Raw genomic sequence first — 21,921 nt, forward strand, 5'->3', positions numbered from 1 at the left:
ACTGTATTTTTAATTAATTAATACCTGTAAACCTTTAATGGTCACATTGCCGGCACCTGCCGAAATAGTGATGCCACTGCTGTCCATGCTGATCTTATTCTGATTTTCGTCCTTAATTTCTAAGGCGCCAGCGTCGTTATTGAGCACCACGGATTTTTCACCAGAGGATGTTTTCACGGACATGGTGAGGCGTTTGTTGGTATCGTCAAAAATCAGTTTCACATTTTCTTTGGTAACAATACCATATTGCTCGGCACCCTGTTGTTCAGGCAGCGGCGACTTGTGACTATCCTTACTATGCAGGCATCCAAGGATTACGGCGTCGCGGGGATCATCATTCAGAAATCCGAGAATGACTTCATCCTGTGGTTGTGGACGAAAATATACGCCCCTGTCAGGCCCTGCATCAAGTGTGGCCACTCTCGCCCATATCCCTTCATTTCCGGTATTGACGAGTGGTACGTGTACTTTCACACGGTACTGGCCTCCGTCTTCCTGGTCGTCTATATCCAGGACCACGCCTATCTGTAAACCGTTTACTCCCGGCAATAATCCCGAAGCTGGTTTATCCATTACGTTTTCCTTTTTGTAGAACCAGTCTTCCTGCCAGCCAAACTGCACATCTGAATGCCAGTTGCCATCAAATTGATGCAGTACTCCTGTAACGAATACGTCACCATTGAACCGGTCGCCTACACCATCCAGTGTAATGACGGTACCAGGTTTGAGGGCGGCATTTCCTTCCAGTCGCACCCTGCCTGTGATTTTTGACAGGCGGTTGCGCATGGCATATGCATCGGACCAGTCCTGCAGCTGGTCCTGGCTAAGATGGCCGGAGTGGTTTAGCAACAGCTCTCCTTGCAATACACCGGCCAGTTCATCCGGGGAGATATTTCCGTTATCAGCAAAAGAAGAGCTGCCATTGCCGGAGGCTTCTACTTCCTGCTTGGTAAAATCCCAGGACTGGCTGGTGACCGCGGTTATTTGTCTGCGTGCATCCATTTCCGCTTCAAACTCATAAATATTATCGCCATAGGTGGCTGTGAGCACCGGGCTTGAGCTGGTAGCCGGTTTTTTGACGATGAGTTTTCCATCGTCCGTAAATACCAGCATGCCATTGGCTTCGGCGCGGGTGAGCATAAAGTCCCAGTCAGTGGCGTCAAACTGCACCAGTTGTTTATGTGCAACGGTGGTACTTTCCACATCCGGCTGCAGGGCACCGGCCAGTTCTTCGATGGCCTCCTTATCGGTTTTATTAATGAAATACCGGTTTTTTCTGGCCATGGTGAGCTTTACGGCCTTGTCCTTTGCCTCCAGCATCAGTACCGCATGTCCCTGCTGTAAAGCCTTAATACCATGCTTTACGATGATCCCTTCAAAAACAGTTTCGGTATTGCCCTGGTAGCCCAGTTCTATAGAGATTTCATTACCAGGCTTAAACAGGCTTTCTGCGCTCAGCGGAAAGTCGCGGTCGGGCAATGAACCATCCAGCAGTACGACTTTTGCGGAAGCAATCTTGTTGAAAGACTTGTTGACGATAATTTGCGTCACCAGTATCTCATTACTGATCGGACTACCGTTGACATACACCTTGAAGGATACCAGGTTTGTGTCCTGCTGTGTTCCGGGAGGAAGACTGTCTAACATGCTCAGTTCGGGTTTAAATATTTATTTTTTGCCCAGTGGCGGGAATACCAATGTAGTACCAGGCTGCAGCTTCCTGAAGTTTTTAAGCTTGTTATGCTTAGCTACCTGCAGGTAGTAATGCTGATTATTATAAATCTGATAAGTCATCAGCGGCAGGAGGTCCCCCTCCTCCACCATGCGGTGGTGCGTTAAGTCCGGTGACGACAGCATGCTGACAATACTACCCAGTGCTTCCGGCGTACGTTCTGTAAATGTGGCGTTGATCTTAGCGCGTATAGGCAGCCCTGTGAGGTCAAACATGGTGTAGGTAACGGTGCTGGAATTGAGCACACAGTTACAGATAAAGGTGCCATATTGCACCAGCAGGGATGCCGGTTTATGCAGGATACCTCTCATGGAGGTGGTGGCTGCACGAAAGAGTATGATCTGTGCCGTCACAGGAATTTTCACCCCGTTGGTATTCACGCCGGTGCCATCAATCATCAGGTCCAGCGAGAAAGTCCGGGCCTTGGTACGCTGGTATTTCTGATCTGAGGTTGACCGCCCCGGGGCGGTGGACGAAATCCACTCCACATCTTCCTTGATGGCGAGTGAATCCGGGTTAAACATCGCCAGGAAGGGAGGTCCCATGGGGATCAGCTTATCGCTGACCGGTATGATCTTCAGATTAAAAGGCAGTTTTGCCGCACTTTGTGTGTCCATTATCTTTCATTTTTTTCCCTGATGATTTCGAGCACTTTTTCTACCAAAGACGTATCGGCCGCGCTGGGTGGTGGCGTATTGGTTACCGATCCATTGCCACTACTGGCAGATGGGGTTTCGATAACGGTTCTGATCACCACTTCATTTATTTGTACAGGCATGTTGCTTACATTTTTCGTTCGAAATACTGATAGGCCATTTCCAGCGTTTCAATGACGATACTGTTTTCGGTGGCCCTGAAGTCCGATGTTTTCCAGGAAACGGGGTAAGCCTGTACAATGTTCCATACGGCTGCAGGCTCACCCGCTTCATCCATCAGGGTTACAACGATGTCCGCCGGTTTAAAGTCATATATCACTACTGTAAAGTAGGTGTTCATAGCCGACTTAAACCATTGCAGTAAGGCTGTACCTGTGAGCAACCCTCTTTTAAGAATAAGGTTGGTATACTTCGCTCTTTTAGGAAGCTTATAGACAAAGCGGTTTTCGCCACCTTCTTTCAGTTCTTCGGTTTCTATTTCGAAGTTGAGTCCACTTACTTCCTGGAAGCGTTGCTCTGTATCTGCATCAGCGCCGTCAACACCCACAAACTCCACTTTAAAATGGAAGCCTGCCGGTGGATAATAGGTAGGCATTATCAGGCAGTTTTAAGAGTGATTCCTTCGTGCGCCAGGTCAGTGGACTCGATAGCAATTTCGTTACCGGTTGCTTTGAGCCCCGGACCATCTACTTTCACCGGCCATGCTTGTGAGATAGTCCATACAAACACCGGGTTACCTTCATCATTTAGCAGGGAGATCACCAGGTCGCGGCGCTCTACGTTTGGCTGTCCGTTATTGTTAAGCCATAGATAGAGTTCATTATTAGCCGCGGTGATACCTCTTTTCAGTGTGATGTTACCGGCTTTTTTGAGGCCCGGTCTTTTCAGAGGCAAGGTGGTGCCACTCATGAGGCCATCCCTGTAATCAATAGACTGCAGCTCCTGTGAAAGTCCGCTAACTTCAGAAAATCCAATATTATCGCCGCCCCAGGAAACTGAAAAATGGAAGACCGGTAATGGATAGTTTGCCATTGTATTGTTTTTAGAAGATGATTAAAAAGTTTAGATCAGTACATCCACTCAGGAGGTCTGCAGTTTTTGTTCGAAGCGCAGGATGATAAATTCTGCCGGACGGGCTACGGCCATGCCGATTTCCACGATCAGGCGACCTTCCAGCACATCCACCGGTGTCATGGTTTTGCCAAGACCTACATTCACGAAATACGCCTGCTCAGGTTTGGCACCAGCCAATGCGCCATCTCTCCATTTCAGGAAAAGATAGTTTTCGATCATAGACTGCACTTTGATCCAGGTAGCAGCGGTATTTGGTTCGAATACCACCCAGCGGGTAGATTTCTGTACTGACTCTTCCACAACGCTGAAGAAGCGGCGTACGTTCACGTATTTCCATTCATTGCTGTTTCCATCCAGTGTACGGGCTCCCATGATAACGGTACCGGAACCGGGAATACTGAGGATGGCGTCAATGGACTTACCACTTTCTGTGTTGATATTGATGAGGTCCTGCTCAGGGCGGGAAACAGCCACCAGTGGCTTCACCACATCCATCAGGCCAACGTTGGCGGGAGCTTTCCATACACCACGGCTATTGTCCACTCTCGCATAAGCGCCAGCTACAGCAGCGGATGGTGGCAGCACCACATGGTACTTACCATATTCTGCCACGATCGCATTGTACATGGCAGAAGCGCTGCTTTTCAGCTGCAGCATGGTTTTACCGGTTTTATCTTCCCCACCGGGCGCACCACCTGCAATAGTATGCGTGGTGAGTGTTAAGGTTGGGAAGTCGAATGCGAAGTTGTAAACTGATTCCAGGAAAGGATAATAGGCAGCGCCGTAGCGAAGAATTTCATAATCCGATACGGTGTTGTCGTAAATCGTTTTTACGTCTGTATTAATAGAAGTCGTTGTTTTAGGGACGGTGCAGGTTCTGGTGTCAAGAATTGCAAACCTGTCTTTCATCGAAGAAGCCTGAGACAGCATGGCGCCTACAATCTTCTTGTAGTCTCCGTCATTGAGGCGGATAGCTTCCGGGATCACGAGCAGTGTAGGTTCATCTTCCAGGCCAATCATGTTGAGGCCATCGGTAAGATCTCCTTCCTTGATGCCATCATCATAGTAACCTACGGATACGATATAGCATCTGCCTCCACCGTTAGCGAAGTATTGCTTCACCGCATAATACAGCAGGAAAGGGCTCATGGAGTCCGTCTTTGGTGTTACGGTTACTTTGTAGCCGGTAGTCACGGTAGCCGGGCGGATTTCATCCACCGCAATGGTGATGTTTGCACCAGCTTCTTTGTCTGGACCACCATACAGCTGTACGTAATCGGCCCAGCTGTTGATGGGAGTTGCTACTTTAAGGAGGTCATCAGCTGCTAACTGTTTTGCCTGTTCGGTGTAGCCGATGAATGCCGGTATGGCACTCTGTACTTCAGCAATGGAAGGAGCGAGCAGTGATATTTCTTCTACATAAACACCTGGGGAACGATAAGTTGCCATTTTAAAAAAGTTAAAGTGTTAGAAATATGTCTGAATAAATATTTGGGGCCTGTAGGTTGTTGACACTGGTCAACGGCGGATACGGCAAGTCAGCCTTCACAGTGGCTTCTTTGGGTTTTCCGATATATTTTTTCAACTCCAGTCCCAGCCGGTCGTGCTCAATACTGGAGCCGGAGATATAGACTTCCTGTAAAGCGATGGGGTTCAGTGATACGAATTCAATTTCGGTATCACTCACATTCGCCTTTTTAAATTTGATGGCGGTGTCGTTGCTGACTACATTCAGCCGGTTGAGGAAATCAGCTTTGTCAGGTGCGCTCATGGCCGCCATTTCAAGGTAGAGTGGACTGTTTGGCGTAAGTGCCAGCGTATAGCGCCAGGTGGTTTTCCGTTTAGGAAATTCCAGGCTAAATACCGGCGCTGGTGCTGCCAGGGTAAGATCCGGTTCAACTACACGGTAGTTAGCCGGCAGTGAGGCCGACAAATCGATCTCCATCACCCCAAAAACATTGGCGGCTGGTGATTCGGCAGTGTAGTAAAATTTTTCTTTGGTGCTGCCGCTGATGATCAATTCACACCCCCCTGATTTAAACGCTGCCAGGTCAAACAATAATTTGGAGCCGGCGGGATCGTTGATAATTGTTTTAGGTTCGAGGACTGCACCGCTTAAACGATGTACCACAGTGGCATCTCCGGGGTTTACCGGTGTGGCGGAAATGTACGTATAAGCGTTTCCGTTAAACTTTGTCAGATCATTCGCGCCCTTTACGCCATCCGCTGCAATACTGATGTGCAGGTCGCTTCGGGGGGCTGCATTATCGGTAACATGGTTACTGAAATAGTAATACATACCTGAACCAGGCTGCAATGGCAGGTCGTTGAAATTGAGCAGGGCCGGATTGGCGGTCATCAGCCAGAAGGTGAGCTTACCATATTTCGCGGGCTTATAGCGCAGCGGATAAGTACCACCGCCCGTTTGTTCTCCTACCCTGGCATGCACGGAAAAGCCACCCGTTGTTGGCGAAGGCTTGAACACCATGTCGGTTTGCTGCATTAACTTCAATGTTTCAGCGGTAGGTTGTATGATAAAATCCAGCTGAGGAGCAGACCTGTAGCGGGCGCAAACTTTATTATCGTAATACAGTTGCCGCACGGTTACAGCGAACAGGGGATTGTATTTAGTCTGTATACCACTCATGGCAGATTAGTTTTCTTTGTAGTTAACTTCACCAATACCCGCACTTTTATCTTTTCCTCGTGTTTCGAATACATTGAGCAGGCTCATTTTGTATACGATATTGGGCAGGTATTTGGAGCCGAGCATGCTCCAGAGGTTATTCTGTTGCTCGAAGGTGAGACTAAGCAAACGGAAGCTGAGTCTGTCGATCAGCTGCCATGGCTTGGTATCGGGCGTTTTGGCGCCTTCATTTAAGCCAGGGTAATGCTGTTGGTCAAACACGGGGTTAGCCTGGAAAAAGGCAGCGACATCGGTCAGGTCGCGCAGCGACGTTTCATAGTGTTTATTATTTGCGACGATCAGCAAGGTCAATTCCAGTTCCAGCGGCGGCTGCAGCCGAAAGAAGTTCTTTTCATCGGCTGGTATGAAAAACGGACGTTTTCCTTCCCGGCGCATCTCTTCCACTCCTACCAGCATAACGGTGATATGCATGTTATCATCCAGGTTGATGGCGCCTCCCGGCTGTGCCAGCGGCTTCAACTCCACTACATTTCCCGGGCTATAGGCCGGGTCCTGCTCTCTTTCCACAATGTAGTTTTCCAGTTCTTTCCTGATAAACTCTAATGCAGTACGTATCATGAAATCAGAATTAAAAATGTACACACCAATCAGCAGCAATGAAAAAGTGAATAATACCCACACCACCCGGCAAAAGCGTATCCAACGAACCTTCGTTGATGCACCTTACCCACGCAACCCTGCGTTTGCAGCCTACTGTTGCCAACTATACTTCTGGCTCATATTACCGCGCATTGCGCGACAAGGCTACAACCGACTAATTCACTTTTGACATCACTCCCCGTGATAGCCAAATAATTAGAATCTACAACACTATAGAAGGAAATGAAACATTTGGGGTTGAACATTTCCATTAACAAACAAGTCCAGACGCTCAGACTTCGACACTCAGCTCCTTAGAACCAGCATAGTCATTACATTCACACAAAATAAGGCCTGTAGCCAGTTACGGCCACAAATAAATAAGCAGATACGATCAATCCAGTTTGATGTGTCAAAAAATAATCTTGAAGAAAAACCAAACTTTTGAGGTTACAATATACTTGAGGTTACAATTGAATTCAAATTTATGAAAAAAGAATTCACTTAAAAAAATAATTTTTAACCAATTCTAAATAAAAAAAATGCATCTCTTGAAACGCTTTCCCAGTAGACACTCCGGAGTACAAAAAACGTATAACCATTCCAGTTAAAATTGCAAAACTTCTACAGCCGGGAATTTGCGCCTGAGTACTTCCACCTGTTCCGGCGGCACCTGATGCGTATTTATACGCAGCAATCCTAACGATGACAAATCAAACAGCGGAGAGATATCCCTGATCTTTGTATTATACAAACCCAGTTCCTGCAATTTTACTGCAGCAGCAATACCTGATAGGTCCGTAATGGCAGTGCCACTCAAATCCAGATCGGTGAGCGCTTTAAAAAATGCCATTCTACTAATCGTTTCTAATGAGTCAATATCGGTATCGTAAAATGTCAATAATTTCAAAGCTTTAAGGGGTATTAGCGGAGTAATATCGTGTACCCTGCAACCGGCGATATTTAATATCTCCAGTGACAACAAGCCTTTTAAAGGCGTAAGATCTGTAACGGCGGTATGTGATATATCCAGTTCTTCCAATGCTATTAAGGGCAGCAAAGGCTTTAAATTACCTACCGGGGTACTTCTCAGGATCAGCTTTCGTAAATGTACTAATCCGGCTACCGCCGATAAGTCGTTTACCTTGGAATCCCCCAGGTCCAGCACCTGTAATTGCTGCAATCCGGCAATAGCGCTGATATCTTTAACCGGCAGGTATCCCAGTGAAATTTTTTCCAGCGCCACCAATGACTCGAGCCCATTGAGGGAGATCTCCCCTGCCGTTAGCGGCGCCCTGTGCGGATTCGATTGGATAATCGTCAGTTCCTTCAGCTGCTTCAATTTTGCCAGCGGAGTAAAATCAACCGGTTGTACATTGGCTGCGCGGATCTCCGTAGTGTCCACCGGATATGCATGTCCGGCGAATGTTATCATATCGGGCATGTCGGTATATTTATACAGATGGTAAACTACGATAATGCGCCACCATCCAGTCAGTTAATTTTTTATCTCTGGCAGGGTCTTTCAACAGGTTATTTTCTTTCTTAATGGCTTCCGCTACCAGGTGGTCCTTCAACTGATCGTTCGTTAGTGCGCCGGGAGCAGGAAAAGAAATGCCTTTCACCGTTCTTCTTAACGCCTGGTAGCTGTGGGCAATGCTTTCTGCAATTACCATATCCAGGTCAGTTACTGTCCGTCCTTTCTTCGCCTGTTCATGAATAGACAGGTCCTCCAGTTTCGAAATCTCTTCCAGCAAGGCCTGATTATCCTTAAAAGGCTTGTCATTACCTGCCATTGCTTCTTTCCTTACCCCTCGCACCAGTGTAAAGGTATCGACTGCGGCATCCCAGGCCTTCCGCAAATGCTTTCCTGTGAGCGTTCTTACAATATCCTCACGGGTAGCAGCGGCACCACCTTTCATCACCCCGGGTTTCAGAGGCCCCGGAAAATTGCTGACTTTCAGCTCTCTCCTGGGCAACTCTTCAAAGTGAGCGGCATTGGCAATCTTTTCACTTTCCGGCACGGCTTCAAAACCACTATCGGTATAATACACCTGGTCATCTATAGAAGAATCGGCCAGATGTGCTGCTTCATGAATGACGGTAATTTTCGTTTTTACAGGATCAGTCACCTGGGCCACTTTCGTAAGCAGGTGGATCTCCTGCGTTGCAAACAATGCGTATCCCCCCAGGCCAACTTCGCTGTCGTCCAGGTTATAATCGGTGGTCAGAAACTTATCCATATCCTTTCTTACATCCGAGAGCTTTTTTTCGATTTTCCCGTAGTGGCCAGCCGCCACTTTGTCCTGCGCACCGAATACCTCTGTAAGTCCGGCTGCATTTTTAGCGGCATTATTACAAAGCTTTTCAGCTTCCGACATGGCTTTGTCCAGCTTCGGCTTATCCACTTTAGGTTCTACCGTAGTATGGGAATCAGCGATGGATTTATAAATCACGGATCTTTGGCTAATATCCAGTGCAGCATTGAATTCCGCCTCATCCAACTTACCGGGTGACGGAAAAATTTTCTTGATAATCACCGGCACCGGATCACTGCTTTTCAAGCGTTTTTCAGCGGCCATTCGTTCTAACAGCCGGGTAACATGGGCCTGAAAGCTTGCTTCGGGAATCTTTAACTTCTTATCTGTATACGTTGATTTCACACTGGAAAACTCCGGTAGCCGGAACTTGGGATTGCTGGCCGTCATTACTGCCGGCAGATGCGCATTCATGGCAGATGGCAGTGCTGTCTTCCTGTTATTATCAGGCAGATGTGAACTTTTTACATGGGCAGCTGCGCTCGTAGTGCCAGCACCGGCAGCGCGTTGCTTACTATGATAGGTAGTCATGTAATTCGTTTTGGGGTATTGGGGTATTTAACAATACACCTAAGTTACGAAACTTATCTTGTAACGCGGCAGCTGGTTTTATGCCGAAGGAAGTTTCCGGTAATGCGCTACCATCCAGTTAGTCAGCTTCATATCCCGGTCCGGGTCCTTAAGCAGGTTATTTTCCTGGCTAATGGCTGCCGCAACCATTTCCAGCTTCAGACTGCGTTTGGTGCGCCACTTGTTTACCGCCGGATATGGGATATTGTCTATGGTGTTAGTCAGCACGGAAAAACTATGTGCAATACTTTCTGCAATGGTCACATCCAGGTCAGTGACGGTTCTGGCTTTTTTGGCCTGCTCGTGGATCGTGAGGTCTTCCAGCCGGGAAATTTTAACGAGCAGTCTTTCATTATCCTTGAACGGCTTTTCTGTACCCGCCATACTTTGCCTGCGCACGCCCCTGAGAAGCGTAAAAGTATCCACGGCGGCGTCCCAGGCCATGCGCAAATGATCCGCGGCGGCTTCTTTCACCTTATCTTCCTTCGTAGCTTTACCACCAGGCAGCATCCCCGGCACCATCGGCTTGGGGTAAATACTGGTGCCCAGCTCGCGTCGGGGTAGCTCTTCAAAGTGCGCTGCATTGGTAATTTTCTGACGTTCAGTCATCCCCTGGAATCCGTGCGTACCGTAGTAAAGGCGATCGTCTATGGATTTATCGGCCATATGTGCCGCTTCGTGAATCAGGGTTACCTTTGTTTCTTTGGGATCGGTAACTTTGGCTACGCTGCTGAGTAGGTGCATTTCCTGCTCATCATATAGAGCATATCCGCCCAGGCCTACTTCATCATCATCCAGGTTGTAGTCGGTTGAAATATGCTTATCCATATTCTTGCGCACTTTTTCCAGCACTTGCGCAATCTTTTCGTAGTGCGACTTAGCAGTTTTAGCCTTCTTTCCAAAGATATCCGCAAGTCCTGCAGCATTTCCGGCTGCATTGGTGCACAGTGTAGCCGCTGCGGTAAGCGCCTTATCCAGCTTGGGTTTGTCGGTCGTACTTTCAACTTTGGTATGGGAATCGGCGATGGACTGATACACCACCGTCCTGGCGGTTACATCCACTGCGGCATTAAAAGCAGCTTCATCCATCACGCCGGGAGCCGGAAAAATCTGTTTCATAATCACCGGAACCGGATCAGGACTCAGGAGCTTGCCTTCGGCCTCCATTCGCTCTAATAACCGCATTACGCGTGTCTGTACCACTGACTCCGACAGTTTTAGTTTTTTATCCATATAAGTGGATTTAATACTACCAAACTGTGGCAGCCTGAATTTTGGGTTACCGGCCTTCATTACAGCAGGCAGATAGGGCTGCATGGCGTGCGGCAGGGTTATTTTCCTGTTGCTTTCAGGGAGATGGTTATTTTGCACATGGGCAGCGGCACTCGTAAAGGTAGTAGCACCTGTGCTGCGCTGCTTACTTTGAATATTCTTCATGTAATGACAGTTTGGAGTCCTTCTAACAATCACACTAAGTTACAAAACTTACAAAGCAATCATTTAACAATGCGGATGGGTATGTTATAAATATTATCATACAACCACCGGAATACCTTCCTGTTTTTTTCACCATCTGCGAAAAGAAGTTGTTGATGGTTTAGTTGCTGCACAATTGCTTTTTCCACCATTTCAATTTCTGAATAGCCTGCATCTTTGTCAAATTCCATATTGTACACCCTTGTTTTCACCAGATGGAATGCATGTGCAATTCCTTCCATCAGCGTGAGGTCCAGGTTTGTAATGGCCATCTGGTCGGGTTGCTGTTCGTGCATGGTAAGATTCAACTCTATGGAATAGCTTCGTAAATTCCCTTTGTTCCTTTCGAATGGCGCGTTGTTTTTTTCCAGTTGCTGCCGTTTAATATAGCGCATCACGGCAAATACATTTAGCGCAGTAGTCCAGCATCGCTTAATCGCTACAGTGGCAGCTGTCCTTAAGTCATCATTAACATCCGGTACTTTCACTGGTGCTGGTGCCGGCTCTGTTTCGGGAGCAACTGTCTTGCGGTCGCCAGGCTTTGGAGGTCCATTCTTTTTGCCACCCTGTGCTTTTTTATCACGTTCGGCTTTGTCCTTTTCTTCCTTTTTTTTGCGGGGTATTTCCTCGAAATGGGCAGCATTACGAATCCTCATTTCTCCGGGCAGAGATTTATAACCAGCAGTGTTATAATAAAAAATATCATCTATATTGTTGGCCACCAGGTGGGCAGCCTCGTGTATCAGTGTAAACCGTGTTTCAGCGGCATTTCCCTGGCTGGCTACTGCTCCCATGAGATGAATGGTCTGGCGTGCAAACAATGCCGATCCGGCCTCGCCGATTTCAACGCCGTCACGGTTATAATCTACGGTTATTTTACCCGCAATATCACTACTTAATTCCATTAGCTTTTGAGTGATTCCCTGATATATCTCCGCTGCTCTTAAATGGTGCTCTCCAAATACGGCTTTCAGCGCTTGCTCATCCGTTGCGGCAGCTGCACTCATCACTGCCGCCTCATCCAGTGCCTGTTTGATACCCGGCATATCCCCGCGCTTTACCTGCGTTTGTGCATCCAGCACTGATTCATAAATAATACTGCGATTACGCGTATCTAAAATTTCATTGAATGCAATTTCGTCCATCCCTCCTTTGGCAGGAAAAATTCGGGCGATCAGTTTGGGTATAGCCGCATTTGATTTCAACTTTCTTTCGACGGCCATTCGCTGCAGCAACACCGCTACCCTGTCCTTAATCACGTCAATGGGAATGCTTTTACCGGCTGTGATGTCCTGCAAACTACTAAACGAAGGAACCCTGAATTTAGCACCACGCGGATCAAGGTCTGGCCGGTGTTTGCTGACGATATCGGCATTCAGCTGAATATTACTGCTATTGGATTTGGGAGCATGCCATACATTGGCACCATTAACAGCGCTGCTGTCATTTCTATAAATTTTCATTTAACATGGGGTTATGGGGTATAAAACAATAGCACCAAGATACAAAGAAATTCAGTTCGGTGATTACCTTAAAAAATAGTATTATAGTGCTAGATAAGCAATTACCTCAAAAAACACCAACGTTATGAGCAACGAAGCAGGCAAACGAGCGGAAATGCCCAGCGGCACTGCCGCATTACTGGATGAAAGGAGCGTGGAGAAATCCAATGCCAATCTCCTGAAAGTACTGCAGCCCGGCCAGCGTGTCCTGGATGTAGGATGCGGGTCCGGTGCCATTACCCAGGGCATCTGTAAATACGTAGGTGCTTCCGGTCACGTAACCGGTTTGGATTCCAGTAAGGAACTCATCTCTCTGGCAAAAGAAAAATACAGCAATATTCCTAACCTCAGCTTTATAGAAGGCAACCTGTATTCGTTTGAACCGGCCGAATTGTTTGATGTAGTAACAATGGCGCGCACGCTGCAATGGCTTGCAGCGCCGGCAGCGGTGATCAGCCGGCTCGCCGGCTTCCTGCGCCCCGGCGGCACATTGTGCATCCTGGATTACAACCACACCAAAATAGAGTTCACCCCCGCGGCACCGGCAAGCATGCAGCATTTCTATGACCAGTTCCTGCGCTGGCGCGCAGATGCGGGCATGGACAATGAAATTGCAGATAACGCGGACTTCCTCCTTTCACAAGCGGGTTTCGAAAACGTAAGCTCCTTTGATCATTCGATATTATCCACTGCCAATCAACTCCATTTCCCTACGGTGGCTGGCACGTGGACTGTTGTAGCGCAGCTCCGGGGCCCGCAGCTGGTAGCAGATCAGTACGTAACAGAAGAAGAACGCCTGCAGGCAATTGAAGATTACCAGCGATGGATAGGGTTTATAGGCCGCAAAATCCTGATATACGAAAGGGCCATCCACGGCGTAAAACCGCAATAAAAAAAGTGGATGGCGATTACCCGCCATCCACTCCAAAAAAACGCTTAACGTGCTTCATCCGGCATAGATACCGGCTTGCCGGTAGCGGTGATCACCGGCATGGGCGACTTCCACTGACGCAGCTGGCTGGAGAGCAGCTGCGACAACTCCTTCACTTTTTCCGGCTGCTTTTGCGCCAGGTTGTTGACTTCCCCGATGTCCGTTGCCAGGTCATAGAGTTCTTTTTCACCGGTGCGCATGTTATAAATCATCTTCCAGTTACCCCGGCGGATAGCACTCCGATAGTTAATACCCGGACCATCCTTTGCAATCCATTTATCCGGATAATGCCATACCAGCGTGCGCTCTGACTGCACCTGTGACGGGTTACGCAGCATGGGTACAAATGACTTCCCGTCTACCTGCTGCGCGGTGGTATACTTTTTCACACCGGCCATTTCCAGGATGGAAGGAAAAAAATCTTCGATGATCAGCGGCTGGTTACATACTGCACCAGGCCTGGCTACGGATGGCCACTTTACCAGCATTGGCTCACGAATACCACCTTCGTGTACCGAACCTTTGCCGGCTTTGAGCGGCAGGTTCTGGGAATGCGCGGCGCCGCCGCGTGGCGGATTCAAACTAAGGCCACCGTTATCGCTCATGAAAATGATAATCGTATTATTGGCTACGTGTTGCCGTTCCAGGTAGTCCATAATATCTCCCAGACTTTTATCCATCCCTTCAATCAGGGAAGCATATTTAGCTTCCGCAGCATTGAGTCCGGCATCTCTGTATTGCTGATAATACCGCGGATCCGCCGTTATAGGCGTATGCACGGCATAATGCGCCATATTCAGGTAAAACGGCTGTTTGCGGGCAATGGGGTTAGCCATCGCCTTAATAGCTTCTTTGGTAAGCGCTTCCGTGAGGAAGTCGCCCGAATCATAGTACTCCTCCAGATCCGGAACCGATTGTGCACTGTTTTTTCCCGGCAGGTTACCATAATGTTCTTCACTCAGGTAACTCTGCGGGTGACCGGCGGCATGGCCGGCAATATTTACCTGAAAGCCCAGGTTGAGCGGGTTGGCACCAGGCATACCCATCGGGCCCCAATGGGCCTTTCCCACATGAATGGTGTAATAGCCTGCATCTTTCAGCAGCTGCGGATACGGTGTGGCATATACGGTGGCGGAATCGCCCTGGCGAGGACTGAGGCCATTGATATTCCACGGGGCAGGACTGAAAGTACTATCCGCCGCATCCGTACTATTGTTTTTTGACGGAGAGGTCCAGTTAGTAACGCCGTGATGGGCCGCATTCATACCCGTGATCAGGCTGATCCTGCTGGGGGTACAAACCGGCGTGGCATAAGCGTTGGAAAACAGTACGCCCTGGGCCGCCAGCCTTTCCATGTTGGGGGTATGATAGCGCTGGTTGAGCGTAAGTTTGGCGCCACTGAAAGGAACGGAATTGTCCATCCATCCCATATCATCCACGAGAAAGAGGATGATATTCGGTGCCTGTTTTTGCTGGGCCTGTGTACTGCCGGTGAGGAGCAGGAGTCCCAGTATGGTTGCAGAGATGTGATTTTTCATTGTTCAGTGTTGTTGCTATTTTTTACCAAATGCGATCTGCAGCGCCTCCTGGTCGTCATATTTAATGATCTGTTGTTTCAGCAAGGCTTTCAGGTCAGCGATTTGTTTCGTATAGTGGTGATCGTTATACAGGTTATGTAGTTCGTGGGGGTCAGTTTGCAGGTCAAACAGTTCCCAGCCGTCTACACGTTCGTAGTAGCGAATGAGCTTATAGCGGGGCGTTTTGATACCGAAATGTGGGGACACTGCGTGCACTGTATTTTCATAGTAGTGGTAGTATAACACATCTCTTCCTGTTGATTTCGGTGCTTTCAGCAGTGGCAGCATTGACTGGCCCTGCATATCAGCCGGTACTTTCACGCGGGCGGCTTCCAGCATGGTTGGTGCAATGTCCATATTCAGCACCATCTGGTTGGCGACGGTTCCTGGCTTTACCACGCCCGGGTAGCGCATCACCATTGGTGTCCGGAAAGATTCTTCATACATCCAGCGTTTGTCGAACCAGCCATGCTCTCCCATGTAAAAACCCTGATCGGACATATAGATCACGATCGTATTTTTAGAGAGATGATGTGCATCCAGGTAGTTGAGCGTACGGTTAATATTGCGGTCCAGCGCCTGGGCAGTGGCCAGGTAGTCACGCATATAACGCTGGTACTTCCATTCCGCCAACGCTTTGCCGCTGAGTTTTTTGGCTTTCAGGTCCGCTTCTATCGGCTGGTATACGGCATCAAATTTCGCGCGCTGGGCAGCGTTCATCCGCTTGATGGTACCATCAATATTTTTATCGTAGGAAAGCATTTTAAGGTCATAGGCCATGGTCATATCCTTGATCACGCTCATTTCCTGCTGCTTTGCGGCGTCGCGGGAGTTGTAATCATCGAAGTAGGTGGATGGTACCGGGTAGGTACGGTTTTCCAGTGTACCCATGTCCGTTGTATCCGGGATCCAGTTACGGTGGGTGGCTTTGTGGCCGATCACGAGGCAGAAAGGCTGCGTGGTATCGCGGCTGCTGAGCCATTTTTCCGCCTCATCTTCGATTATATTAGTCACATATCCTTCTGTCCGGGTAGTTTTACCATTCATCTCCAGGAAGTCAGGATTGTAGTACTGGCCTTGTCCAGGAAGGATTTTATAGAAGGTAAAGCCTTCCGGTTTGCTTTCCAGGTGCCACTTTCCGATCCACGCGGTTTGGTATCCTGCGCGATTAAGCTCTTTCACAAAAGTATTTTGTGAGCCGTCGAACACGGAGTGGTCATTGTCCTTAAACCCGTTTTTGTGGCTGTACTTACCGGTGATGATGGTAGCACGGCTGGGCCCGCAAATGGAGTTGGTGACATAGGCTTTATCGAAGCGCACGCCCTCTTTGGCGATGCGATCGATTCCCGGTGTGGACGCCAGTTTGCTGCCGTAGGCACTGATGGTCTGAAAGGCATGATCGTCGGACAGGATGATAACGATGTTTGGTCGTTGCTGCGCCTGCAGCTTACTAACGGTGCAGGTGCTACCGAGTAAGGCAAGCGACATGAACAGGTGTCTCCGCATGTATTTACGATTAGGTTTCCGATAAAAATAATGGATGAGCGGCATTTATGGTAACCATTCACATAATAACAGCAGGAGATGTTCAGAAACTATAACTCCCTGTGTGTCATATTCAATTCCGCTGGGCTGTTTCCGACAGCATTAACATCTCCCTAAAAATACCTGCAGCCAACGGTACAGAACAAAAAAGCCTTCCGGGAAGTTTCCCGGAAGGCCTGTAAGCTGTATTTACATATTAGCGGAAGAGGTCTAACGCCAATGCTATTTCATAGCCACCATCAGTAAGCGTGCGGTAGCCGCTGGTTTGTTTGGTATACATGCCCAGTACCCGTACGGTATTGGCCACTCTAACGCCGGCGCCTACACTGTAACTGCCGGAGGTATGATAGAATGCTGTTACATTCGCCACGTTCTCCAGGATGCCTACATTCAGGCCGATGTCCGCGATACCTTCATAGCCTTTTACCGCGCGGTAGGCCAATTTTGGCTCGATGGAGCTGACGGCATTTTCCAGGAGGAAGCGGTAGCTGAGGGCAGTAAAAAGGATAGTACCACCATTAACGGTAGCATCAGTTTTATTGGAGAAGGTAGACCGGATGTTGGGCAGTGCGGCCTGTATATTCCAGTGCTGGTTTGTATAGGCCATCCCGAAATCGGCCTCGAAATAGTCATCGCGGCGGTTAAACGCGCCGATTGCCGGATCGCTGTTGTCACCGTCAATTTTATCATAGTCCAGGCGCTGGAAGTTCAGGCCCAGGGAGATGCCGAAGTGGAGCCGGGAACCATTTTCGTTCAGTGGCAGGTGGTAGGCATAGGTGGCAGCTACACGGGTGCGGGATAGCAGTCCTGCCTTATCATTCATCACATTTAAACCGGCTCCTACCCTGTTGCCGATATAGCCGTCGGCGGTAAAGAATTTTGTTTCAGGGGCGCCTTCCACAGCGTTCATTTGTGCGCGGTAGGCTGCGTTGACGTGCAGGCCGCTGTCGGCTCCTGCCATGGCAGGATTAGCCAGGTACTGGTTCATGTAATACTGTGTGGACGATGGTTCCAGCAGTGCAGGGGTTTTACTGAGCGATTGGGCGCTGGCTGATAAGGACAAAGTTAGCGCCGCGGCGCTGAGTATAAGGATGCGGAACTTCATGTAAGTTAATTTAGATCGATGCTTTTGGCACAGGGATTATATATGTCACAAAAATACTATGTATAATTGAAAAAGAAAAGTAAGTTTTTCAGGGCCGGCATTACCTATCTCTCTGGAATTGTAATAACTTAGGACGCATGAACATGAAAAAAATCCGCAATCTCACCCTGGCGGCAGGACTTTGTTATCTGGCAGGCCTCGCCCCCGCTGTACACGCACAGCAAAAACCAAACATCATCTTTATTTACGCAGATGATCTGGGCTATGGCGACATCAGTTGCTACGGTATGAAAAAAATTCATACCCCTAACATCGACAAGCTGGCCAAACAAGGCGTGCGCTTTACCAACGGCTATGCCACCAGTGCTACGTGTACACCTTCCCGTTACGGTATCCTCACCGGGCGCTATCCGTGGCGGCAGCAAAATACCGGCATTGCCCCCGGAGATGCTTCCCTGATTATACCTACCGATCATAAAACTTTGCCTGGCATGTTGCAGGACGCGGGTTACCACACCGCTGTAATAGGAAAATGGCACCTGGGGATAGGTGCACCCGGCACTACGATCGACTGGAATGCAGATCTGAAGCCAGGTCCGCTGGAAGTAGGGTTTAACTATGCCTACATCATGCCGGCCACGCTGGACAGAGTGCCCTGCGTATTTGTGGAAAATCACCGCGTGGTAAACCTGGACCAGAACGATCCTATTACCGTTAGCTATAAACATAAAGTAGGTACTGACCCTACCGGTAAAGAAAACCCGGAAAAACTGCGCATGCGTACTGATCCCAACCAGGGTCACAATCAAACCATCGTGGACAGTATCAGTCGCATCGGCTGGATGAGCGGCGGCAACAGCGCGAGATGGAAAGATGAGAATATTGCCGGCATTATCACCCAGAAAGCAATCGACTTCATCGGGCAAAATAAAACGACTCCGTTCTTTATTTACTTTGCGAGCGGCGATATGCATGTGCCCCGCTACCCTAATAGTCAATTCAGAGGTAAGAGTGGCATGGGGCTCCGTGGCGACGCTATCCTACAGCTCGACTGGACCGTGGGCCAGATCACGCATGCGCTGGATTCACTGGGCTTAACCAAAAATACCATGATCGTTTTCAGTAGTGATAACGGTCCGGTGTTAAACGATGGTTACCTGGATCAGGCCGTGGAGCTGGTGGGCAGCCACAAACCGGCAGGACCACTGAGAGGCGGTAAATACAGCAGCTTTGAAGCGGGAGCACGCGTGCCACTGATTGTAAAATGGCCGGCTGGTATTCCTAAAGCTGCCGTATCCAATACGTTGATCGGACAGATAGATTTTTATGCCTCACTGGCAAAGCTCACTGGTCAACCCATTGCAGACGGTGATGCTCCGGATAGTTACGATATGCTGCAACAGCTGCTGGGCAAATCAAAAGTGGACCGCCCTTACCTGATTACACAAGGCGGGCCGCTGTCCATCATTGAAGGAGATTACAAATACATCACCCCTTCTAAAGGTCCGAAAGTGGCGACAGATGTAAATATAGAGTTGGGTAACCATCCGTCGGCACAGCTGTATAACATTAAGAAAGATGTATTCGAAAAAGAGAATCTTGCAGAGAAGGAGCCGGCCAGAGTGAAGGCGATGGCGGAGAAGTTGAGTGCCGTGAAGGCGGCTGCAGGAAGCAGATAACAGCACTTATAAATACGGGACTGCCTTCGGCAGTCCCGTATTCGTTAAAGGTCGGCGCCACCGGCGCTGACCTTTAATAAACCAAAAATCACTATCGCCTAAACCTGCCACCCCCCCGCTGAAATCCGCCACCACCACGATTAAACCCGCCACCACTGCGTTGCCAGTTTTGAAAACGCTGCGTTTGCATATTTCCCCGCTGCCGGTTAAAATGTGATTGATCCAGGCCGTGCATTGTTTCGCCGGATATATTGCGGGTTGCACCTGAAATATTGTTATTACGGGTAGCTCCACTTATATTTTTATCGGGCGTATTCACGTGTTGCCAGGAGCCATTATTAAACTGTGTCCAGTTGCCGTTGGCGTTTTTCCGATACACATTTCCATCGTGCCCCGCATATACGTTCCCGTTATTGCCACGAATCACTGTACCGTTATTGCCATGCACCACCGTACCACTCTGCCCGCTGCGGGTGCGATACCCGGCGATAGTTCCATTTGCAGTGGTTACATGCCCGGTTTGAATGGCATGCCCATTTTTGGCTGCTACGGATGTACCCCACTGGCTATAAGCATTGTGGCCTTGTGCGGTGGCACCATAGGCACCCGTCCAGGGGTTGTAGCTATGCGCCACGGTACGACCACCATACCAGCCCTGTACGCTGGCCGCGCGGCCATACCTGCCGGTAGCAGGATTGTACCAGGCTGCGGAGCCCGCGGCAGCATATGGTCCGTATACACTGCGACCTACGGCGAAACCACCCGTCCAGGGGTTGTAAATAGCGCCGGCGCCATAGGTCATTGGCCACGGATGATACCACGGGTACATCATGCCCGGGCCCCAGTAAAAGTAAGGCGGATACCACCAGCCCGTGCCATAGGCGATAGTAGCGCCCAGCGCTGCTCCGAAGATGAACATACCCAGGTAACCTGCGGTATAACTGCTCTCTACAGTAGTAGAGGAAGTTTCCACCTGTGTCACATAAGTCACATTATAAACCGGAGAGCTGGGAGGTATGCTGTAAATCTCCTGTGGAACGGAGTTGGCAGTTTCCCAGGGGCCGGTAGGCCTGGTGGACATAAACCAGATTCCCTGAAAGCAGAGATAGTATAGGTCGCCGTCTTTAATCACTTTCTCCTGTGTATTTACGGCGTATTCCAGCTTGGTAGTTTCGATTGGTTTAAACTGTGGCGTACCATCATAGTGAACACTCACTTTGGCAGCAGCTTCCTGTTTGTTTACACTCACAGTGGTGGGTATCTGCGCGAGCATTACAGCATCAGACGCCTCGATGGTTCCAGGTACAGAGGCCAGTACACGGGATTTAGGACTGTTGGATGGAATTTTCTTAAAATCTTCCGGGAGCTTGTCGCCTGCATATTCCCATGGCCCTGAAGTGTTTGCTGCACTGAACCAGCGGCCGGACAGGAGAACATAATACTGTTTTGTACTATTATCTACAAAAAAATCATTATCAGTATTAGCCCCATACAGCAGCTCCGTACCTGGAATGCGGGTGTATACCGGGGTGCCATTAAACAGGATCATTTCCGCAGGGCCGTCACTGAAAAATACTTGTTCCGGCTGCGTGGTGGCTGGTGGTGGCACCATCTTTTTTACCTCGTCAAAATTTTCACCGGTGGGCAGCTTGCTCATATCTTTCGGCAGGATGCGGGTAAGGGTGTAAGGTCCTTTTATGTCTTTAGAGAGATACCAGCCCTTATCTGCCATGAGGTAGTATTCTTTTTTCGATTTCTCATAGAACAAGTCCCAGTTAGTATTTACCACGAATTGCAGGCCTGTTTTTGCAATCGGGCTCAGCACGGGTTCCCCTTGCATCAGGAGCAGGATGGCGGGCCTGGTGCTATAAAAAATCTGAGGCGGATCATTTTTAACTGCGGCGGCCTTCACATCGGTATTTTTCCCGTTGAGGTCCGCCAGCAATCGATCTACCGCGATGGGCTGGGGATTGGTAGGCATCAGCTCTTTAAAGAGGGTGGTCATGGCAGGCACCTCCTTTTCGTCCAGCGACGGAAATCGTATATCCGTCAGGTTAAGGGCATTAAAATAAGCAGTGCGGGTATCCTTGTTCACTTCAGTACCGGCGGTAAAGGAAGCAATACCAGCCTGTTGCCTGCCGTTGGAAGGCGTCAGTGAAAATGCCATGCGGCCTTTGAGGGTACGATAGTTATCCCAGGAGTCGATCTGCGGCTGGTAATATACCAGGGTAGCCCCATCTTTTGTGACCTGGCGCGGCCAGCCGAAATCCTGCGCCACTGCACTAAAGGTGACTGTAAAAACGAAAACAGCAATTAAGCACAATAGCTTATTCATATTCTGATTTTTGCGTGTGGAATAAGTGAATGATGAATGATGGATTGCTGAATTTGGATAGGCCAGGTGGATTGATAGTAATAACAACATGGAAGCCTGCAATGTTGCCTTACCGGTATCAGAAATCGTCAAACG

19 protein-coding genes are annotated in these 21,921 nt (G+C 49.0%); 3 read left to right on the top strand and 16 right to left on the bottom strand.

Annotated elements, in window-relative coordinates; all coding sequences use genetic code 11:
* Positions 1 to 9: 9 nt before the first annotated feature.
* From vgrG to BUB18_RS22575, 8 genes are read right to left on the bottom strand one after another with little or no spacing between them, the layout of a single operon-like run.
* On the bottom strand, positions 10 to 1,647 hold the full coding sequence (gene vgrG / locus BUB18_RS22545; RefSeq protein WP_073085417.1) for a type VI secretion system tip protein VgrG: 1,638 nt from the start codon (positions 1,645 to 1,647) through the stop codon (positions 10 to 12).
* A gap of 21 nt (positions 1,648 to 1,668) precedes the next feature.
* Positions 1,669 to 2,349, bottom strand: a complete 681-nt coding sequence (locus BUB18_RS22550) for a CIS tube protein (RefSeq protein ID WP_073085419.1) — start codon at positions 2,347 to 2,349, stop codon at positions 1,669 to 1,671.
* On the bottom strand, positions 2,349 to 2,510 hold the full coding sequence (locus BUB18_RS29710) for a DUF5908 family protein (protein ID WP_178372183.1): 162 nt from the start codon (positions 2,508 to 2,510) through the stop codon (positions 2,349 to 2,351). The genes BUB18_RS22550 and BUB18_RS29710 overlap by 1 nt, the downstream gene beginning before the upstream one ends.
* 5 nt (positions 2,511 to 2,515) lie before the next feature.
* Positions 2,516 to 2,983, bottom strand: a complete 468-nt coding sequence (locus BUB18_RS22555) for a phage tail protein (RefSeq protein WP_073085421.1) — start codon at positions 2,981 to 2,983, stop codon at positions 2,516 to 2,518.
* Between the two features lie 2 nt (positions 2,984 to 2,985).
* Positions 2,986 to 3,420, bottom strand: a complete 435-nt coding sequence (locus BUB18_RS22560; RefSeq protein ID WP_073085423.1) for a phage tail protein — start codon at positions 3,418 to 3,420, stop codon at positions 2,986 to 2,988.
* Positions 3,421 to 3,468: 48 nt separating this feature from the next.
* Positions 3,469 to 4,911: a phage tail sheath family protein gene (locus BUB18_RS22565; RefSeq protein WP_073085425.1), complete on the bottom strand. Its 1,443-nt coding sequence runs from the start codon at positions 4,909 to 4,911 to the stop codon at positions 3,469 to 3,471.
* Between the two features lie 10 nt (positions 4,912 to 4,921).
* Positions 4,922 to 6,109, bottom strand: a complete 1,188-nt coding sequence (locus tag BUB18_RS22570) for a hypothetical protein (RefSeq protein ID WP_073085427.1) — start codon at positions 6,107 to 6,109, stop codon at positions 4,922 to 4,924.
* A 6-nt stretch (positions 6,110 to 6,115) separates the two neighbouring features.
* Positions 6,116 to 6,727, bottom strand: coding sequence for a Pvc16 family protein (locus BUB18_RS22575; RefSeq protein WP_143160061.1), 612 nt, complete (start codon positions 6,725 to 6,727; stop codon positions 6,116 to 6,118).
* Here BUB18_RS22575 and BUB18_RS29475 point away from each other — a divergent pair.
* Positions 6,726 to 6,938, top strand: a complete 213-nt coding sequence (locus BUB18_RS29475; protein ID WP_143160062.1) for a hypothetical protein — start codon at positions 6,726 to 6,728, stop codon at positions 6,936 to 6,938. The two genes, BUB18_RS22575 and BUB18_RS29475, sit on opposite strands and share 2 nt — an antisense overlap.
* A 417-nt stretch (positions 6,939 to 7,355) precedes the next feature.
* Here the strand turns inward: BUB18_RS29475 and BUB18_RS22580 are convergent, their stop codons facing one another.
* From BUB18_RS22580 to BUB18_RS22595, 4 genes are all read right to left on the bottom strand, one after another.
* Positions 7,356 to 8,192: a leucine-rich repeat domain-containing protein gene (locus BUB18_RS22580; RefSeq protein WP_073085431.1), complete on the bottom strand. Its 837-nt coding sequence runs from the start codon at positions 8,190 to 8,192 to the stop codon at positions 7,356 to 7,358.
* Positions 8,193 to 8,202: 10 nt separating this feature from the next.
* Positions 8,203 to 9,597: a hypothetical protein gene (locus tag BUB18_RS22585; RefSeq protein WP_073085433.1), complete on the bottom strand. Its 1,395-nt coding sequence runs from the start codon at positions 9,595 to 9,597 to the stop codon at positions 8,203 to 8,205.
* 78 nt (positions 9,598 to 9,675) lie between these two features.
* Positions 9,676 to 11,073: a hypothetical protein gene (locus BUB18_RS22590; protein WP_073085435.1), complete on the bottom strand. Its 1,398-nt coding sequence runs from the start codon at positions 11,071 to 11,073 to the stop codon at positions 9,676 to 9,678.
* A gap of 59 nt (positions 11,074 to 11,132) precedes the next feature.
* Positions 11,133 to 12,575 (bottom strand): hypothetical protein, encoded by a 1,443-nt coding sequence (locus BUB18_RS22595; RefSeq protein WP_073085437.1) that lies wholly within the window; start codon positions 12,573 to 12,575, stop codon positions 11,133 to 11,135.
* A gap of 124 nt (positions 12,576 to 12,699) precedes the next feature.
* On the opposite strand from BUB18_RS22595, the gene BUB18_RS22600 reads away from it, so the two are divergent.
* Complete coding sequence (locus BUB18_RS22600; RefSeq protein WP_073085439.1) at positions 12,700 to 13,506, top strand: class I SAM-dependent methyltransferase; 807 nt, start codon at positions 12,700 to 12,702, stop codon at positions 13,504 to 13,506.
* Between the two features lie 44 nt (positions 13,507 to 13,550).
* Here the strand turns inward: BUB18_RS22600 and BUB18_RS22605 are convergent, their stop codons facing one another.
* The 3 genes from BUB18_RS22605 to BUB18_RS22615 form a co-directional block, all read right to left on the bottom strand.
* Positions 13,551 to 15,083, bottom strand: coding sequence for a sulfatase (locus BUB18_RS22605; RefSeq protein WP_073085440.1), 1,533 nt, complete (start codon positions 15,081 to 15,083; stop codon positions 13,551 to 13,553).
* 15 nt (positions 15,084 to 15,098) lie between these two features.
* A complete protein-coding gene (locus tag BUB18_RS22610) occupies positions 15,099 to 16,628 on the bottom strand; it encodes a sulfatase family protein (RefSeq protein WP_073085991.1) in 1,530 nt (509 codons plus the stop codon).
* Between the two features lie 235 nt (positions 16,629 to 16,863).
* Positions 16,864 to 17,772: a PorP/SprF family type IX secretion system membrane protein gene (locus tag BUB18_RS22615; protein WP_083550610.1), complete on the bottom strand. Its 909-nt coding sequence runs from the start codon at positions 17,770 to 17,772 to the stop codon at positions 16,864 to 16,866.
* A 137-nt stretch (positions 17,773 to 17,909) separates the two neighbouring features.
* On the opposite strand from BUB18_RS22615, the gene BUB18_RS22620 reads away from it, so the two are divergent.
* A complete protein-coding gene (locus BUB18_RS22620; protein ID WP_218588091.1) occupies positions 17,910 to 19,451 on the top strand; it encodes a sulfatase family protein in 1,542 nt (513 codons plus the stop codon).
* Positions 19,452 to 19,542: 91 nt separating this feature from the next.
* On the opposite strand, the gene BUB18_RS22625 is transcribed toward BUB18_RS22620, so the two are convergent.
* A complete protein-coding gene (locus tag BUB18_RS22625) occupies positions 19,543 to 21,786 on the bottom strand; it encodes a hypothetical protein (RefSeq protein ID WP_143160063.1) in 2,244 nt (747 codons plus the stop codon).
* Positions 21,787 to 21,921: the final 135 nt, after the last annotated feature.

The organism is Chitinophaga jiangningensis, assembly GCF_900142605.1.
Taxonomy (GTDB): Bacteria; Bacteroidota; Bacteroidia; order Chitinophagales; family Chitinophagaceae; genus Chitinophaga; species Chitinophaga jiangningensis.

Bases quoted from the DNA above. Each gene is read 5' to 3' on its own strand.
- BUB18_RS22550 (WP_073085419.1), bottom strand. From the start codon at position 2,349: ATGGACACACAAAGTGCGGCAAAACTGCCTTTTAATCTGAAGATCATA.
- BUB18_RS29710 (WP_178372183.1), bottom strand. From the start codon at position 2,510: ATGCCTGTACAAATAAATGAAGTGGTGATCAGAACCGTTATCGAAACC.
- BUB18_RS22575 (WP_143160061.1), bottom strand. From the start codon at position 6,727: ATGATACGTACTGCATTAGAGTTTATCAGGAAAGAACTGGAAAACTAC.
- BUB18_RS29475 (WP_143160062.1), top strand. From the start codon at position 6,726: ATGAAATCAGAATTAAAAATGTACACACCAATCAGCAGCAATGAAAAA.
- BUB18_RS22600 (WP_073085439.1), top strand. From the start codon at position 12,700: ATGAGCAACGAAGCAGGCAAACGAGCGGAAATGCCCAGCGGCACTGCC.
- BUB18_RS22590 (WP_073085435.1), bottom strand. From the start codon at position 11,073: ATGAAGAATATTCAAAGTAAGCAGCGCAGCACAGGTGCTACTACCTTT.
- BUB18_RS22610 (WP_073085991.1), bottom strand. From the start codon at position 16,628: ATGCGGAGACACCTGTTCATGTCGCTTGCCTTACTCGGTAGCACCTGC.
- BUB18_RS22580 (WP_073085431.1), bottom strand. From the start codon at position 8,192: ATGCCCGATATGATAACATTCGCCGGACATGCATATCCGGTGGACACT.
- vgrG (WP_073085417.1), bottom strand. From the start codon at position 1,647: ATGTTAGACAGTCTTCCTCCCGGAACACAGCAGGACACAAACCTGGTA.
- BUB18_RS22625 (WP_143160063.1), bottom strand. From the start codon at position 21,786: ATGAATAAGCTATTGTGCTTAATTGCTGTTTTCGTTTTTACAGTCACC.
- BUB18_RS22570 (WP_073085427.1), bottom strand. From the start codon at position 6,109: ATGAGTGGTATACAGACTAAATACAATCCCCTGTTCGCTGTAACCGTG.
- BUB18_RS22585 (WP_073085433.1), bottom strand. From the start codon at position 9,597: ATGACTACCTATCATAGTAAGCAACGCGCTGCCGGTGCTGGCACTACG.
- BUB18_RS22605 (WP_073085440.1), bottom strand. From the start codon at position 15,083: ATGAAAAATCACATCTCTGCAACCATACTGGGACTCCTGCTCCTCACC.
- BUB18_RS22565 (WP_073085425.1), bottom strand. From the start codon at position 4,911: ATGGCAACTTATCGTTCCCCAGGTGTTTATGTAGAAGAAATATCACTG.
- BUB18_RS22560 (WP_073085423.1), bottom strand. From the start codon at position 3,420: ATGGCAAACTATCCATTACCGGTCTTCCATTTTTCAGTTTCCTGGGGC.
- BUB18_RS22615 (WP_083550610.1), bottom strand. From the start codon at position 17,772: ATGAAGTTCCGCATCCTTATACTCAGCGCCGCGGCGCTAACTTTGTCC.
- BUB18_RS22555 (WP_073085421.1), bottom strand. From the start codon at position 2,983: ATGCCTACCTATTATCCACCGGCAGGCTTCCATTTTAAAGTGGAGTTT.
- BUB18_RS22595 (WP_073085437.1), bottom strand. From the start codon at position 12,575: ATGAAAATTTATAGAAATGACAGCAGCGCTGTTAATGGTGCCAATGTA.
- BUB18_RS22620 (WP_218588091.1), top strand. From the start codon at position 17,910: ATGAACATGAAAAAAATCCGCAATCTCACCCTGGCGGCAGGACTTTGT.